Raw genomic sequence first — 15,335 nt, forward strand, 5'->3', positions numbered from 1 at the left:
CGTCTCGCTCACTTGCTCTTTCCGATGCGAACCCCGCCCCTGCAGCCGTCCGCCACTCCGGTGCGCGGGAAACGTTTTCTCCGCGTCGCCGTCGCCGCGTGCCTCGGTCTCATTCCCGGCCTGCTCGCCGCCGCCGAGCCCGCCGTCGTCCTGAATGTCTGGCCCGGGACGCCGCCGGGTGAAACGAAACCGCTGCCGCCCGAGGCGGATATCACCAAGCCCACCGACGCGCTGATCGGCGGCCGGCGAATCATCAAGCTGGGCAACGTCTCGACGCCGCAACTCGCGGTGTATCGACCCGCCAAGGACAAGGACACCGGCGCGAGCGTGGTGATCTGTCCCGGCGGTGGCTTCAACATCCTCGCCTACGATCTCGAGGGCACGGAAGTCGCCGACTGGCTCAACAGCCTCGGCGTCACCGCCATCGTCCTCAAGTACCGCGTGCCGGTGCGCGATCCCGCGAAACGCTGGCTGGCCGCAGCCCAGGACGGACAGCGCGCGATGAGCCTCGTGCGCAGCAAGGCAGCCGAGTGGGGCCTCGATCCGCAGCGCATCGGCATCATCGGCTTTAGTGCCGGCGGCGCGACCGCGGGTTACGTCGCCCTCGCCGGCGGCCAGCGCTATTATCCTGCCATCGACGCCATCGATGCGGTTTCCAGCCGGCCCGACTTCACGCTGTTGATCTACGCCGCGTATTTCGTGGAGCGAGGCCAGCGGCAGCTGCGCGCCGATCTCACGATTCCGAAGGATGCGCCACCGACGTTCCTGGCGCACGCGTTTGACGACAACATCCCCGTCGACAACGCGCTGCAGCTCGCCAGCGCACTCAAGCAGGCCGGCGTGCCGGCGGAGGTGCACGTCTACGACACGGGCGGACACGGCTACGGCCTGCGCCCGGTCGCGACTCTGCCCGTGACCACCTGGCCGCAACGCGCCGCCGACTGGATGACGCGGCGCGGGCTGTTGCGCCCCGTTCCGACTTCCCGCCCATGAGCGCGCCGCTGCCGACCCTGCAACGCCTGCGCGTCACGTTTCCCGCGGAGCAGGTCGAGGACATCGGCCGGACCGTGCGCGACCAGATCAACGGACTCAGTCACGTGCCCGACGGCGCGCGCATCGCCATCGCCGTCGGCAGCCGCGGTATCGCCAACCTGAGTACGATCGTCCGCGCCACCGTCGACACGCTGAAGGCGCAGGGCGCGACGGTGTTCATCGTTCCGGCGATGGGCAGCCACGGGGGCGCGACGGCCGCGGGCCAGCGCGACGTGCTCGCCGGCTACGGCGTGACGGAGGAGGCGATGGGTTGCCCGATTCTGGCCACGATGGACGTGGTCGAACTGCCGGCCCGGGACCTCGAGCATCCGCTCTTCCTCGATCGCCACGCCGCCGAGGCGGACGGCATCGTGCTGATCAATCGGATCAAGCCGCACACGGATTTCCACGGCCGCTATGAAAGCGGGCTGGTGAAGATGGCCATCATCGGGCTCGGCAAGGAAGCCGCCGCGCTGGCGCTGCATCGGTTCGGCGTGCGCGGACTGCGCGATCTCATCCCGCGCGCGGCGGCGCAGCTGCTGGCCACCGGCCGCATTCTCTTCGGACTCGCCATCGTCGAAAACGCCTACGAAGCGACCGCGCTGATCGAGGCGATTCCGGGCAACCGGATCCTCGACCGCGAACCGATTCTGCTCGCGGTCGCGTATCGCCAGCAGCCGAGCCTGCCGCTCGAGGACATCGACGTGCTGGTCGTGGACCGGCTGGGAAAAAACATCAGCGGCACCGGCATGGACACCAACATCATCGGCCGCCTCCGGATTGCCGGCGAATCGGAGCCCAACAGTCCGCGGATCAAGATGATCCTCGTGACCGATCTCACGGATGAATCCCACGGCAACGCCGTCGGGACCGGTCTGGCCGACATCATCACGACGCGCCTCGCGGCGAAGATCGATCATCGCATCACGTACATCAACGTCGCGACCAGTGGGTTTCTCGAGCGGGGCAAAGTGCCGCTCGCGGCGCCGACGGACGCCGCCGGCCTCGAGCTCGCCCTGCGCGCCAGCGGCTGCCTCGATCCGGCCACCGCGCGGGTTATCCGGATTCGGGATACGCTGCACCTCGGCGAGATTCTGGCTTCGCCCGCCGCCGTCGCCGCCCTCGGCGGCCGCGACCACGTCACCGTCATCGGTGAACCACGCCCGGCCGTGGACGCCGTCGGCCGCTTGCTGCCGTTTGAGGGCTGACGCCCATCGCCGTTCGCTTTTGGGCCTTAACCGTGGCTACGAGCGCCAGCGAGTGGTGGTTCGGCCACTCGCTGGCGCTCGTAGCCACGATCAAACAGAAGGTCCCACACCCACCGGCGGTTGGCCTCTGCCGGTCTCGCGCACGCCCGATCACCGGCCACAAAAAAACCCGGACGCAGGGTCCGGGTGGTGATTTTGTCGATCGGCGGCGTTGCGCCGCCTGAAACCCAACTCAGCTCTTTTCCACTTTCGCGCCGGTCTTCTTCCAGCCGTCGATGCCGGGCGAGTAGTGCTTCACGTTCGTGTAGCCGAGCTCGACGGCGGTCGTGGCGGCAGCGAGGTAGGCGTTGCAGTACTCGTTGCCGCAATACGCGACGACCAGCGCGTTCTTGTCCTTCGGCAGCAGCGCCGCGATTTTCTTCTGCTGCGCGATGTAGTCGATGGCGCCGGGAATGCGGGCTTCCTGGAAGGATTCCGTCCCATTGACGTCGAGCACGGTCACTGCCTTCGCCGCGATGGCAGCGGAAAGTTCCTGGTGAGAGATGTCCGGAATCTTGGAGGACTTGGCGAGCGCCACGTTGACGAGGCCGAGGGCCAGAAGAAGGGTCGTGAGGAATTTCATGGGACCGAAACCGTAGTGGTGTCGGTCAATTTCGCAAGTCCGCGACGGACCGCCGCCGCGACGCGGCCACGAGGAGATTCCCGTTGCGCAGCGTTGACCTCTGGCGCGGGCCGACACTCGATCAGCCGCCCCATGAATCCCCTCGCTTCTGGACGCCGGTTGAGCCGCACGCTCGCCGGAATCTTCGCCACGCTCGGCGTTCTGTCGGCCAGCCTCGCCCTCGCCGCGACCGCACCCGCCAAACCGAATGTGCTGTTCATCCTGTGCGACGACCTGCGCCCCGACGCCCTCGGCGCCTACGGATCCGCGCACGTGCGCACGCCCCACATCGACGCCCTCGCCGCCGGCGGCGTGCGTTTTGCGAACGCGTTCTGCACCACGTCGCTCTGCTCACCCAGTCGCGCGAGCATCCTGACGGGCCTGTACGCGCACCGGCACGGCGTGCGCGACAACTTCACCGAGCTGCCGGAGAAACTGCCGCACTGGCCGGCGCAGCTGCGCGCGAGCGGCTACCAGACCGCCTATCTCGGCAAGTGGCACATGGGTGAAAACAACGACGCGCCGCGGCCGGGTTTCGACTGGTTCGTGACGCACAAGGGCCAGGGGAAATATTTCGACACCGAGTGGAGCATCAACGGCCAGCGCCGGGAAACGCCCAAGGGTTATTACACGCACGTCGTCACGGACTACGCGCTCGAGTGGTTGAAGCAGCGGCCGGCCGGCCAGCCTTGGGCGCTGTGTCTCGGGCAGAAGGCGCCGCACTCGTTCTATTTTCCCGAGCCGAAATACGCGCACACCTTCGATCAGGTCGACGTGAAATATCCGGCGACCGCCTTCGCGCTCGACGACAAGCCGGAGTGGATTCGCCAGCGGTTGCGGACGTGGCACGGCATCTACGGCCCGCTGTTCGAATGGCGGAAGACGTTTCCCGATGACCGGCCGGAAGCCGTGAAGGACTTTGCCGCGATGGTGCGCGCGTACTGGGGCACGGTGCTGAGCGTCGACGACAGCGTCGGCCGGCTCGTCGCGTATCTGAAGGCGAGCGGCCAGTTCGACAACACGATCATCGTGTTCATGGGCGACAACGGCCTGCTCGAGGGCGAGCACGGCATGGTCGACAAGCGCACGATGCACGAAGGCAGCATCCGGATTCCCATCATCGCGCGCGGCCCCGGCCTGCCGACGGGGAAAGTCGTGCAGGGCCAGGTGCTCGCGATGGATATCGCGCCGAGCGTGCTCGACCTCTGCGGCGCGCCGGGGCTGCCCGACATCCAGGGCCGTTCGTGGAAGAAACTCGCCAACGGCAGCGACCCGGCGTGGCGGCGGTCCTGGTTCTACGAATACAACTACGAGAAGCAGTTTCCCTACACGCCGAACATTCGCGGCATCCGCACGGATGAGTGGAAGTACATGCATTACCCGCACGGCGACGGCTCGCCCGACCGTCACCTCGACGAACTGTATCACCTCGCCCGCGACCCGGGTGAGACGCGCAATCTCGCCCGCGATCCCGCGCACGCGGCGACGCGCACGCGGCTCGCCGGCGAGTTGAAGGCGCTCCTGGCCGACGCCGGCCTTACGACGCAACGCGACACGATGCCGCTCGACGAAGGCATCAAGACCGAGCTGCCAGACCAGAAGATTCGCTGACCCGCCCCACCCCTTTACATGAAACGCTGCCTGCTCCTGATCCTGGCGTGCTTCGCCCTGCGCCCCGCCGCCTCCGCCGCCGCGCCCGCGACGCCCCCGAACATTCTCTTCGCGATTGCCGACGACTGGGGCGTGCACGCCGGCGCGTATGGCACGAAGTGGGTCAGCACGCCGCACTTCGATCGCGTGGCGCGCGACGGCATCCTGTTTCAAAACGCGTACACGCCCAACGCCAAGTGCGCGCCCTCGCGCGCGGCGATCCTGACCGGGCGAAATTCCTGGCAGCTGAAGGACGCCGCGAACCACATCTGTTTTTTCCCGCCGGAGTTCAAAGGCTGGGGTGAGGCGCTGGCGGAAAATGGCTGGACTGTCGGCCACACCACGAAGGGCTGGGGGCCCGGCGTCGCGCAGGACGCCGCGGGCAAGCCGCGTCTGATGACGGGCAAGGCGTACAACGCCCGGAAGGCCAAACCGCCGGCGACGGGCATCGGCCCCACGGATTACGCGGCGAATTTCGACGACTTCCTCGACGCGGCGCCGAAGGACAAGCCGTGGGCGTTCTGGTACGGCGCGATCGAGCCGCACCGCGAGTACGAGTTCGGATCCGGCGTGAAGAAGGGCGGCAAGAAACTGACCGACATCGATCGCGTGCCGGCCTTCTGGCCCGACAACGAGACCGTCCGTCACGACATGCTGGATTATGCCTATGAAGTGGAGCATTTCGACTCGCACCTCGGCCGCATGCTCGCGGCATTGGAAAAACGCGGGCTGCTGGAAAACACGCTCGTGATTGTGACCTCGGACCACGGCATGCCGTTTCCGCGCGGCAAGGGATCGGCGTATGAATATTCCAATCACGTGCCGTTCGCCGCGATGTGGGCGCGCGGCATCGCGGGCCGCAATCGCGTCGTCGCCGATCACATCAGCTTCATCGATCTCGCGCCGACGTTCATCGAGCTGGCCGGATTGCCGTGGGCGAAGACCGGCATGGCGGAATCGCCGGGCCGCAGCCTGACGGACATCTTCAGCGTGAATCGCTCGGGCCAGGTGAATCCCGCGCGCGATCACGTGCTCGTCGGCATGGAGCGTCACGACATCGGGCGGCCCAACGACGTCGGCTATCCCATCCGCGGCATCGTCAAGGGCGGGGCGTTGTACCTGGAGAATTTCGAGCCGTCGCGCTGGCCGGCGTGCAATCCCGAGACCGGTTATCTCAACGTCGACGCCAGTCCCACGAAGTCACTCATCCTCGCCACGCACCGGCAGAATGCCGCCGATCCGTTCTGGGCGCTGTGTTTCGGCCGCCGGCCGGGCGTGGAATTCTACGATCTGAAAAACGATCCGGACTGCGTGAAGAACCTCGCCACGCAGCCCGCGACCGAATCGCGACGCGCGGCGCTCAAGTCCGCGCTCTACGCGGAATTGAAGGCGCAGGGCGATCCGCGGATGTTCGGCCAGGGCGACGTCTTCGATCGCTACCTCCATTCCAATCCCGCCCACCGCGACTTCTACAATCGCTACATGAAGGGCGAAAAACTGCGGGCACCCTGGGTGAGCGAGACGGACTTCGAGCCGTTGCCGTTCCCGTGAGCCCGCACCGATGGGGCGCCCGCGAATCACACGAATAGCCGCGAATAATTCCACTGGTTAGGAGCCTCCTCTCCGTTTTCTCCCGCCTATGATTCTGCGATCTTTTATCGTGTTTGCGGCCGCGCTTGTCTCGACCGCAGCGGCGGCCACGCCCACGCCGGCCAAGCCCAACATCGTCGTCATCCTGGTCGACGACATGGGCTTTTCCGACATCGGCTGCTATGGCGGTGAGATCCCCACACCGAACCTCGATCGCCTCGCCGCGGGCGGATTGCGTTTCACCGAGTTCTACAACACGGGGCGCTGCTGCCCGACGCGCGCCAGCGTGCTCACGGGCCTCTATTCCCACCAGACCGGCGTCGGCCACATGGTCAACGATCAGGGGCCGGAGACGCCGGGGTACCGCGGACGCTTGAACGACTCCAATGTCACGCTGGCGGAAGTGTTGCGCAGCGCGGGCTATTTCACCGCGATGAGCGGCAAGTGGCATGTCGGCCAGGAGCAGGGCGTCGTGCCCTGGAAGCGCGGCTTCGATCGCAGTCTCAACGCCGCGGCGGGCGGTTTTTATCAGCCCGGTTCAGTGCGGGCGAAACTGTTTCTCAACGGCGAGGCCATCGCGAACGACGACGCGCGGCTGCCGAAGGCGTGGTATTCGACGGACCTGTGGACGGACTTCGGCCTGAAGTTCATCGACGAGGCGCGCGCGGAGAAGAAGCCGTTCTTCCTCTATCTCGCGCACAACGCCCCGCACTTTCCGCTGCAAGCCGCCGCGGCGGACATCGCGAAGTTTCGCGGACGTTACCGCCAGGGCTGGGATCAGCTGCGCAGCGAACGGCTGGCGCGCCAGCGGGAGATGGGATTGATCGATGCAAGCTGGCCGTTGTCGCCACGGGGCGAGGCCGTGCAGGCGTGGGCGGCTCTCTCGGCGGCGGAGCAGGATCGCTTCGATCACCTGATGGCCGTGTATGCGGCATGCGTTTACCGGATGGATCTCGCGGTGGGCCGGCTGGTGGACGGACTGCGGGAACGCGGGGAATTGGATCGCACGCTGATTCTGTTTCTCAGCGACAACGGCGGGAATGCCGAGAGCGGGACCAACGGCCGGATGGAAGGCGATCCGACGGAAGCGACGTCGCAATGGTACAGCGGCGAGTCGTGGGCGACGTTGCAGAACACACCGTTCCGCCGGTTCAAACACTATAACCACGAGGGCGGCATCGCCACGCCGCTCATCGCCCACTGGCCCGCGGGCATTGCGGGGCGCGGCGAATTACGCCGGCAGCCGGGGCATGTGATCGATCTGATGGCAACCGTGGTCGACGTCGGCGGCGCCCAGTATCCCACGACCTTTGGCGGCCAGCGGATTCTCCCGATGGAAGGACGCAGCCTCGTCCCGGCATTTGCCAATCAGCCCATCGCGCGCGAGGCGTTGTTCTGGGAGCACGAGGGCAACGCGGCAGTGCGGATGGGCGACTGGAAGCTGGTGCGCTTCGGCCGCAACGGCCCGTGGGAATTGTACGATTTGAAATCAGACCGGACGGAGCTGCGCGATCAGGCGGCAGTCCAGCCTGCCCGCGCGAAAACCCTCGCCGCGGCTTGGGACGCGTGGGCGGCTCGCGCGCACGTGACGCCCTATCCGGCGGCAGGAACGGGGAAGAAGAAGAAATGAGGATTCGGGCGGCCCTCCTATCGGTGGGTGACATCGGCCGGGACGCCTGATTAGGCTGATCCCGTCCTCGCTTCCGCGGTGCCGCGCGCCGTCCGCTTCATGCCCCGACTTTCCTTCCGCACCAAACTTCTGATCGCCATGCTGCTGGTCGTGGCCGGCGGGGGCGTCACCACGCTCATCGTCACACAGCAGCGGGTGCAGGAGACCTTCGAGCGGCTCTACCACCAGCAGTTCCGGCGTCAGATCGACTACTTCGCCACGCTCCAGGAATCGCGCCTGGAGGCCACGCGCGAACTCTGTCTCAAACTCTCCCAGTCCGAGGGCATCATCGCCGCGCTCAGCCTGCCCGAGCCGGATTCCGCCAAGCTCTACGCGCTGGCCACCGCTGAGTTCAACGACGCCGGCGGTGCCCGCCGGCCGGGCCAGCGCAGTGCCGCGACGGTGTCACCGCGCGGCGACGGCGTGGCCTTCCTTCGTTTCGTCGACCCGCAGGGCAAGGCGTTGCTCCCGCCCGATCCTCCCGGCACGCGGCGGTTCACGTCGGGATTGCGCGCCCGCCTCGACAGCCAGGCGCCGTTCCTCGCCTCCGCGATCACCGCCGTGGCCGTCCAGCAGATCGCCTACATGTCGATGGAGGCGGAAGCCACGGAGCTGGGAATCGCGCGGCCGGGCCTGTTGCGCCCGCGCGCGGTCGGCAAGGAGGCCGTGGACGATCGGCCCAATGGCTTCCAGGAAGTGATCGTAACCGAGATCATGTCGGCCGACCGCACGCGCACGATCGGCGGCTTTGTACTCGGCCTGCCGATGCCGGATCTCGTGCCGCAACCGTTGCCGGAGGACAAGGGCAGCGCCTCCACGACTGCCACGCGCGCCAACACCATTCGCGCCGGCATGCTTTATCGCGGCCGGCTTTATGCGAACCCCGCGGTGCTGTCGAACGCCGCTGGCGTCCAGCTCGCCGAAGCCGTCGAGGCGGAGATCCGTCGTTCCGGCGCGCCCCAGGCTGAGTTCAACCTCAAGGTCGAGGACGTCCCGCACCGCGTGTTCTACCAGCTGATGAACCCCGGCTCGGTGTTTCCGCCCGCGCACCAGGTGTGCGTGTTTTCCATGGCCGAGGCCGAACGCGAGAAGGTCGCCATCCGCCTCAAGATCGCGGCTTCGTCGTTCGCCGTGCTGCTCGGCGCCGTGGTGTTCAGCCTCGTGTTCTCGCACGGCCTCGCGGCCCCGCTGCGGCGGCTCACCGAGGGCACGCACGCCATTGCCCAGGGAAATCTCGAGATCCGCCTGCCGGTGCAGGGCACCGACGACATCGGCCAGCTGACGCGCGCGTTCAACGAGATGGCCGAGGGCCTCGCGCTCAAGGAGAAGTACCGCACGGTCCTCAACCTCGTGGCCGACGAGAAAATCGCGCACCAGCTGATCCACGGCCAGATCACGCTCGGCGGCGAACTGCGCGAAATCTCGGTGCTGTTTTGCGACATCCGGAGCTTCACGGCCCACACGCAAGCCATGCCGCCCGGCGAGGTCATTGAGATGTTGAACGAACACATGACGCGCCTGACCGGCGTCGTGAAGGCCCACAATGGCGTGCTCGATAAATTCGTCGGCGATCTGCTCATGGCTGTATTCGGCGCGCCGATTCACCACGCCAGCGATGCCGAGAACGCCGCGCGTTGCGCCCTCGCGCTCACCGCCGCCCGCGCCGATCTCAACGAAACGTCGCGCCACCAGCTGGCCATCGGCGTGGCCGTGGCCACCGGCACCGTCGTCGCCGGCTGCATGGGTTCGCAGGATCGGCTCAACTACACCGTCCTCGGCGAACGCGTGAATCTGGCCTCGCGCCTCTGCAGCATCGCCGGTCCGGGCGAGGTGCTGATCGACGAAGCCACCCTCGAGAAACTGGGCGGCCGCGGCCACGCCGAGGCGATGGGCGAGGTGAAACTCAAAGGCTTCTCCGAGCCCGTCCGCGCCTTCCGCCTGCACTCGGTCGACTGATACCAATCGCCCTTTGCCTTTGGACTTAAGCCGTGGCTACGAGCGCCAGCGAGTGGTCGTTCGGCCACTCGCTGGCGCTCGTAGCCACGATCGATCCAGAAGTCCAAAAGCAAGGAGCGATTGGTATTACTTCAAACTCCGAATCTCCGCATTCGCGCTGCGCAGCCGATCGGCCAGCACGTGGGCGAGATTGGCCACGAGCTTTGCCTGCAACGCGCCGAGTCCCTCCGCCGGCAGGCCGTCGAACGCGGCAAACGTGAGCCGCCACGCGCGGCTCGCGGCGATCGTGCGGACCGTCGCGGATCGCGGCTGACGATCGATCAAAGCCACCTCGCCGAAGCTCATGCCCGGTCCCAGCCGGCTGATCAGCTGTTCACCCGTCTGCACCGTCGTGAGAAACACGCCGACCTCGCCGCGCGCGAGGAAGTACATCGCATCCGCGGGCGTGCCCGCCGCGATGACGTCCGTCGCCGCCGGCAGCTCAACCGCCGTCAGTCGCGCCGCGAGCGTCGCGAGTTCAGCCACATCAAACCCGCGACACAGCTCCTGGTCGCCCAACGGCACCTCGGCCGGACCCGCCGCGCTCTGACCGTGCGTCCGCAACAGCTCGTCCTCGCACACCTCCAACGCGTCGTCGCGGGTCTCGAACCGGCACAACTGCAGCCAGCCATCCTCACCCTGTCGGCTCACCACATAATCGCGCAGCGTCGCCTGATCCGTCGCGCCGGCAAGATGCGTGCGCACACCCAGGCGAATCAGCCGGTCGCGAAGATCGAGCAGCAACCGGCACGACGCCCGGTCGAGATCCACCACGTGGCCCAGATCGAGGATGAGGTGCGAACCCGACGCCGCGTCCGCGAGAATCGCACGGATGACCGGCTCGAGGGACGCGAAGATCAGGCGACCGCGCAGCTGGTAGATGCGGACGGCGTGACCATGCCGCCGCAACAGATCGAGTTCGGTCTTGCCGCGCTGCCGCCGGCTGCGCGACTCCGCCGCCGTCTGCACGTTCTTCAACGCCGGCGTCACGACGCGCGGCGTGTTGAACAGGTGGAGTCCGAAGTCGTTCGAGAGATCGCGACACACGCGAATGCCGCGCACGCTGTTGCCCTTGGCATCGAGCGGTGGCGAGAACACGCCGACGCCCAGTTGGCCCGGCAGGACCGCGATGATGCCGCCCGCGACCCCGCTCTTGGCCGGCATGCCGACATTGTAGATCCATTCGCCCGCGTAGTCGTACATGCCGCACGAACTCATGATGCTCAGGAGGCGGCCCGTGTTGTGCGGCTGCAGCACGCGCCGGCCGGTCGCGGGATTGACGCCGCCGCTGGCCAGCGTCGCCGCCATGAGCGCGAGATCGCGGCAGTTCACCGCCACGGAACACTGCCGAAAGTACAGATCGAGCGGCTCCTCGGGATCGCCGCCGAGGATGTTGAAATTGCGCAGCAGGTGCGCGATCGCGCGATTGCGGTGCCCGGTGTCGCGTTCGGAGGCGTACACGGTTTCGTCCACGGTCAGATCGCGGCCGGCAAACGCCCCGAACAACTCCATCAATTTCTGCCGCCGTTCGTCGCGCGTCGCCCCGGGCACCAGGCCGGTCGTGGCGATCGCGCCGGCGTTGATCATCGGGTTCAGCGGCCGGCCCGTGCGCGGATCGAGGCTGATCGAGTTGAACGCCTCGCCCGACGGCTCGACGCCCACGCGCGCCAGCACGTGTTTAAGGCCCCAAGTCTCGAGCGCCAAGCCGTACACGAAGGGCTTGGACATCGACTGGATCGTGAAGGGAATCCGGCTGTCGCCGACTTCGTAGACCTGGCCGTCCACGGTCGCGATCGCGATGCCGAACCACGCGGGATTGGCTCGTCCCAGTTCCGGAATGTACGTGGCCACGTCGCCATCCTCCAGGCGCGCAAACTTCCCGTGCAGATGCTCGAGATACTGCTCAATCGGAGACGAGGAGGCTGGAAAAATCATGGGGCGGCGCGCGTGCAAGCCCCGGGACCGATCTGGAAAACGGTCCCGGCTGAGCGCTGGCGGCGAAGCCAATGAAACAATCTGCAGCCGGGTCCAGCGATTTCCCGCCTCGGATCGCGATAAACGGTGATCGCGAGCAGCGTATCCATCCGTCCGATTCATTTCACTTCCCGTTTCGATGAACCTCGCTCATCACCGTTCCGCCCCATGGGCTCGACAGGTCCCTTGACCCGGAACTCCAGCGCCACCCATATAGCTTCACCCCTCCTTTTCTCGTCTGCCTGCCGGCGCGCCGATCCCGATCGCACGCCGGCGGTTCGACCCCAAGCTCCCGGCCGGTTGCGGCCGGGACAAACCCGACACCCCGATGTACCCTGCCCGCCGTTCCCTCTCTCGTCGCTGCGCCCGCCGCAGCCTTCCCTTCATGCTAGGACTGACGCTGCTCCCGGTGGCCCGCGGTGCCGGCAACACCGCCCCACCTCCGTCCGGTGCCGTCGCCCACGGCACCGCCACCATCACGGGACGCGTCCAGAACAGCGCCACGGGCCAGTACCTGAACAACGCGCGCATCACGGTGAAAGGCACCGACCTCGTGGCGTTCACCGACGAGTCAGGCACCTACCGGCTGACGGCCGTGCCGGACGGGAACGTCACGCTTGAAGTGTTCTACACCGGCATGGAGCCGCAGCAGATTGCGCTGCCGGTGGCCGGCGCGGCGACGATCGAACGCGACATCAACTTGGCGGGCGGCTCCCGTTTTCGGAACGACAAGGAAGTCGTGAAGCTCGACTCGCTCGTCGTGTCGTCGTCGCGCGAAATGGACGGCGCCGCGATTGCGATCAACGAGCAGCGTTTCGCCGCGAACATCGTGAACGTCGTCTCGGCCGACGAGTTTGGCGTCGTGCCCGACGGCAACGTGGGCGAGTTCCTGAAAATGCTCCCGGGAATCACGATGAGTTACCGCGGCGGCGATCCGCGCGAAATCTCGATGAACGGCGTGCCGTCCGACAACGTGCCCGTGACCATCGGCGGCTTCAGCCTCGCGACGTCCGAGGTCTCCGGCACCGGCCGCAACGTCGAGCTGAACGCCGTCTCGATCAACAATCTCTCCCGCATCGAGGCCGTTTACTCGCCGACGCCGGAGTCGCCCGGCTCCGCCCTCGCCGGCTCCGTGAATCTCGTGCCGCGCAGCGCCTTCGAGCGCTCGAGGCCGATCTTCAACGGCAGCGTGTACCTCGCGATGCGGGACAGCACGAAACAGTTTCACCGCTCGCCCGGCCCGGCCAAAGATCCGACCTACAAGGTCCGGCCGGGCTTCGAGTTTTCCTGGATCGTTCCCGTGAACAAGCGCTTTGGCTTCACCGTGTCCGCCGGCGCGTCCACCCAGTACGTCGAAGGCCCGCTGCTGACCAACACGTGGCGCGGCGCCGGCGCCGCCACCAATGGCACGACGCTCCCCGACACCACGCCCGACCGGCCGTACCTGAGCGACTTCCTCGTCCGCGTGGAATCGAAGATCGCCGATCGTTCCTCCTTCGCCACGACCGCCGACTACAAACTCGGGCCCGCGAGCCGGCTGTCCTTTTCTTTTCAATACGGCACCTTCCACACCGATTTCAACCAGCGCTCGATCAGCTTCATCGTGAACCGCGTGCTGCCGGGGGAATTCTCCCCGTCGTTCACCCACGGGTTTGCGGGCGCGGGCGAGATCCGCATCTCCAACAGCGGCAATCACCGTTACAGCCGGACTTACATGCCGAGCCTGACGTATCGCTACGACGGCCCGGTCTGGCGGGCCGAGGCCGGACTCGGCTCCTCGCACGCGGAAAACCGTTTCCGCAGTCTGGACAAGGGCCGCTTCGGCTCGACCCTCGCCCGTCGCACGGGCGTCACGGTGTCGTTCGACGACAACTTCTACCTGCGGCCGCGCACGATCACCGTGACCGAGGGCGCAACGGGGACCCCGGTCGATCCCTACAATATCAACAGCTACGCGCTCAGCACCGCCGGAGCCAGTCCTCAGCTCTCGCGCAATGTCCAGCGCACCGCCTTCGCCAATCTGCGCCGCGATCTCGACTGGCGCTGGCCGCTGACGCTCAAGGCGGGCGTCGATGTGCGCCAGTCGCGCAGCGACAATCGCACGAGCACGTCGTCGGTGACATACCTCGGCGCGGACGGCCGCGCCACCACGACGCCGCTCGGCGGCAGCGACGACGGCGCGGGCGCGGTGTTCGATCCGTACTTCTTTCAGCGCGCCGGTCTCTATGGCATCCCGCGCGTGCAGTGGGTGAGCAACGAAGCCGTCCTCGATCTCTATCGCGCGAAGCCCGCGCTGTTCACGCTCGACGAGAACGCTAAGTACCGCTCCGAGGTGAATTCGTCGAAGCGCTCCGAGGAGATCATCTCGGCGGCCTTCCTGCGCGGCGACGTGCAGTTCCTTGATCGCCGGCTCAAGCTCATCGGCGGCCTGCGCGCGGAGCAGACCAACATCGAGGCCCGCGGCCCGCGGAACGATCCGACGTTGAACTACCAGCGTGACGCCAGCGGCCGTGTCATCCTCGGGGCCAACGGCCGGCCCGCGACGATCACCAGCGACCCGCTCGGCATCGCCCGGCTGACGATCATCGACCGCGGCGCGCAGGCTGAAAAGGAATACCTGCGGCTTTTCCCGAGCATCAACGCGAGCTACAACGTGCGCGACAACCTGATCGCGCGCGCGGCGTATTACCACTCGGTCGGCCGGCCGAATTTCAACCAGTACTCCGGCGGCATCACGCTGCCCGACATCGAGTCGCCGCCGAGCACGACGAACCGCATCGTGGTCAACAACGCCGGCATCAAGGCCTGGAGTGCGCGCACCGGCAAGGTGACGCTCGAGTACTACTTCGAGCGCGTCGGCCTGCTGTCGATCGGCGCCTTCCGCCGCGATTTCGAAAATTTCTTCGGCAGCACCGCGTTCGATGCGACGCCGGCCTTCCTCTCGCTCTACGGCCTCGATCCGGCGCTCTACGATCCGTACCAGGTCGCAACGCAGGAGAATCTTGCCACCACCGTCCGGATGCAGGGCATGGACATCAACTACAAGCAGGCGCTGACCTTCCTCCCGCGCTGGGCGCGCGGCGTGCAGGTTTTTGCCAATGGCAGTGCGCAGCGCGCGACCGGCGACGGTGCGAGCAACTTCGCCGGCTACATCCCGCGCACCGGCAGCTGGGGCGTCAGCCTTTCGCGGGAGAAATACAACCTGCGGCTCAACTGGAATTATCTCGGCCGGCAGCGCCGCGGGATCGTCACCGGCCGGAGCATCGAGGCCAACACCTACAACTGGGGCCTGAAGCGATCCTACATCGACGTCACCGGCGAATATTCCCTGAGCAAGCGCTTCGCGGTGTTCGCGAATCTGCGCAACGTCAACGACCCCACCGACGACGTCGAAATCTCCGGTCCCAACACGCCGGCCGTCGCGCAATTCCGCCAGCGCGCGGAGTTCGGCTCGCTGTGGACCTTCGGAATCAAGGGTACGTTCTGATCATCATTCCGTCCTTCGTCGAGAATCGCGCGGGCACGCGCTCTCTCGCGGCCCGGATTCACGATCGCC

At 66.7% G+C, this 15,335-nt stretch carries 9 protein-coding genes; 7 read left to right on the forward strand and 2 right to left on the reverse strand.

Annotated elements, in window-relative coordinates; genetic code table 11:
• Positions 1-24 precede the first annotated feature (24 nt).
• Both ACLJEU_RS25860 and ACLJEU_RS25865 read left to right on the forward strand, forming a co-directional pair.
• The gene (locus ACLJEU_RS25860) at positions 25-993 is read left to right on the forward strand and encodes an alpha/beta hydrolase (RefSeq protein ID WP_414661111.1); all 969 of its coding nucleotides are present in this window, start codon (positions 25-27) and stop codon (positions 991-993) included.
• Positions 990-2,240, forward strand: a complete 1,251-nt coding sequence (locus ACLJEU_RS25865; RefSeq protein ID WP_414661110.1) for a nickel pincer cofactor-dependent isomerase, group 22 — start codon at positions 990-992, stop codon at positions 2,238-2,240. Before ACLJEU_RS25860 ends, ACLJEU_RS25865 begins: the two co-directional genes overlap by 4 nt.
• 232 nt (positions 2,241-2,472) lie before the next feature.
• Here ACLJEU_RS25865 and ACLJEU_RS25870 read toward each other — a convergent pair whose 3' ends face one another.
• Positions 2,473-2,862 (reverse strand): rhodanese-like domain-containing protein, encoded by a 390-nt coding sequence (locus ACLJEU_RS25870; RefSeq protein ID WP_414661109.1) that lies wholly within the window; start codon positions 2,860-2,862, stop codon positions 2,473-2,475.
• A 132-nt stretch (positions 2,863-2,994) separates the two neighbouring features.
• Between ACLJEU_RS25870 and ACLJEU_RS25875 the strand changes: the two genes are divergently transcribed.
• The 4 genes from ACLJEU_RS25875 (at position 2,995) to ACLJEU_RS25890 (ending at position 9,766) form a co-directional block, all read left to right on the forward strand.
• A complete protein-coding gene (locus ACLJEU_RS25875) occupies positions 2,995-4,512 on the forward strand; it encodes a sulfatase family protein (RefSeq protein WP_414661108.1) in 1,518 nt (505 codons plus the stop codon).
• An 18-nt stretch (positions 4,513-4,530) separates the two neighbouring features.
• A complete protein-coding gene (locus tag ACLJEU_RS25880) occupies positions 4,531-6,102 on the forward strand; it encodes a sulfatase family protein (protein ID WP_414661107.1) in 1,572 nt (523 codons plus the stop codon).
• An 88-nt stretch (positions 6,103-6,190) separates the two neighbouring features.
• On the forward strand, positions 6,191-7,771 hold the full coding sequence (locus ACLJEU_RS25885; RefSeq protein ID WP_414661106.1) for an arylsulfatase: 1,581 nt from the start codon (positions 6,191-6,193) through the stop codon (positions 7,769-7,771).
• Between the two features lie 99 nt (positions 7,772-7,870).
• A complete protein-coding gene (locus ACLJEU_RS25890; RefSeq protein WP_414661105.1) occupies positions 7,871-9,766 on the forward strand; it encodes an adenylate/guanylate cyclase domain-containing protein in 1,896 nt (631 codons plus the stop codon).
• A gap of 126 nt (positions 9,767-9,892) precedes the next feature.
• Here ACLJEU_RS25890 and glsA read toward each other — a convergent pair whose 3' ends face one another.
• A complete protein-coding gene (gene glsA, locus ACLJEU_RS25895; RefSeq protein ID WP_414661104.1) occupies positions 9,893-11,740 on the reverse strand; it encodes a glutaminase A in 1,848 nt (615 codons plus the stop codon).
• A 424-nt stretch (positions 11,741-12,164) separates the two neighbouring features.
• Here glsA and ACLJEU_RS25900 point away from each other — a divergent pair, with 424 nt between their 5' ends.
• Positions 12,165-15,266, forward strand: coding sequence for a carboxypeptidase regulatory-like domain-containing protein (locus ACLJEU_RS25900; RefSeq protein ID WP_414661103.1), 3,102 nt, complete (start codon positions 12,165-12,167; stop codon positions 15,264-15,266).
• Positions 15,267-15,335: the final 69 nt, after the last annotated feature.

Source organism: Terrisphaera buseokensis, assembly GCF_047521145.2.
Lineage (GTDB): Bacteria > Verrucomicrobiota > Verrucomicrobiia > Opitutales > Opitutaceae > ER46.

What these genes read in the sequence shown, in the direction of transcription:
- ACLJEU_RS25865 (WP_414661110.1), top strand. Translation starts at nt 990, where the DNA reads ATGAGCGCGCCGCTGCCGACCCTGCAACGCCTGCGCGTCACGTTTCCC.
- ACLJEU_RS25900 (WP_414661103.1), top strand. Translation starts at nt 12,165, where the DNA reads ATGCTAGGACTGACGCTGCTCCCGGTGGCCCGCGGTGCCGGCAACACC.
- ACLJEU_RS25885 (WP_414661106.1), top strand. Translation starts at nt 6,191, where the DNA reads ATGATTCTGCGATCTTTTATCGTGTTTGCGGCCGCGCTTGTCTCGACC.
- ACLJEU_RS25870 (WP_414661109.1), bottom strand. Translation starts at nt 2,862, where the DNA reads ATGAAATTCCTCACGACCCTTCTTCTGGCCCTCGGCCTCGTCAACGTG.
- ACLJEU_RS25880 (WP_414661107.1), top strand. Translation starts at nt 4,531, where the DNA reads ATGAAACGCTGCCTGCTCCTGATCCTGGCGTGCTTCGCCCTGCGCCCC.
- glsA (WP_414661104.1), bottom strand. Translation starts at nt 11,740, where the DNA reads ATGATTTTTCCAGCCTCCTCGTCTCCGATTGAGCAGTATCTCGAGCAT.
- ACLJEU_RS25890 (WP_414661105.1), top strand. Translation starts at nt 7,871, where the DNA reads ATGCCCCGACTTTCCTTCCGCACCAAACTTCTGATCGCCATGCTGCTG.
- ACLJEU_RS25875 (WP_414661108.1), top strand. Translation starts at nt 2,995, where the DNA reads ATGAATCCCCTCGCTTCTGGACGCCGGTTGAGCCGCACGCTCGCCGGA.
- ACLJEU_RS25860 (WP_414661111.1), top strand. Translation starts at nt 25, where the DNA reads ATGCGAACCCCGCCCCTGCAGCCGTCCGCCACTCCGGTGCGCGGGAAA.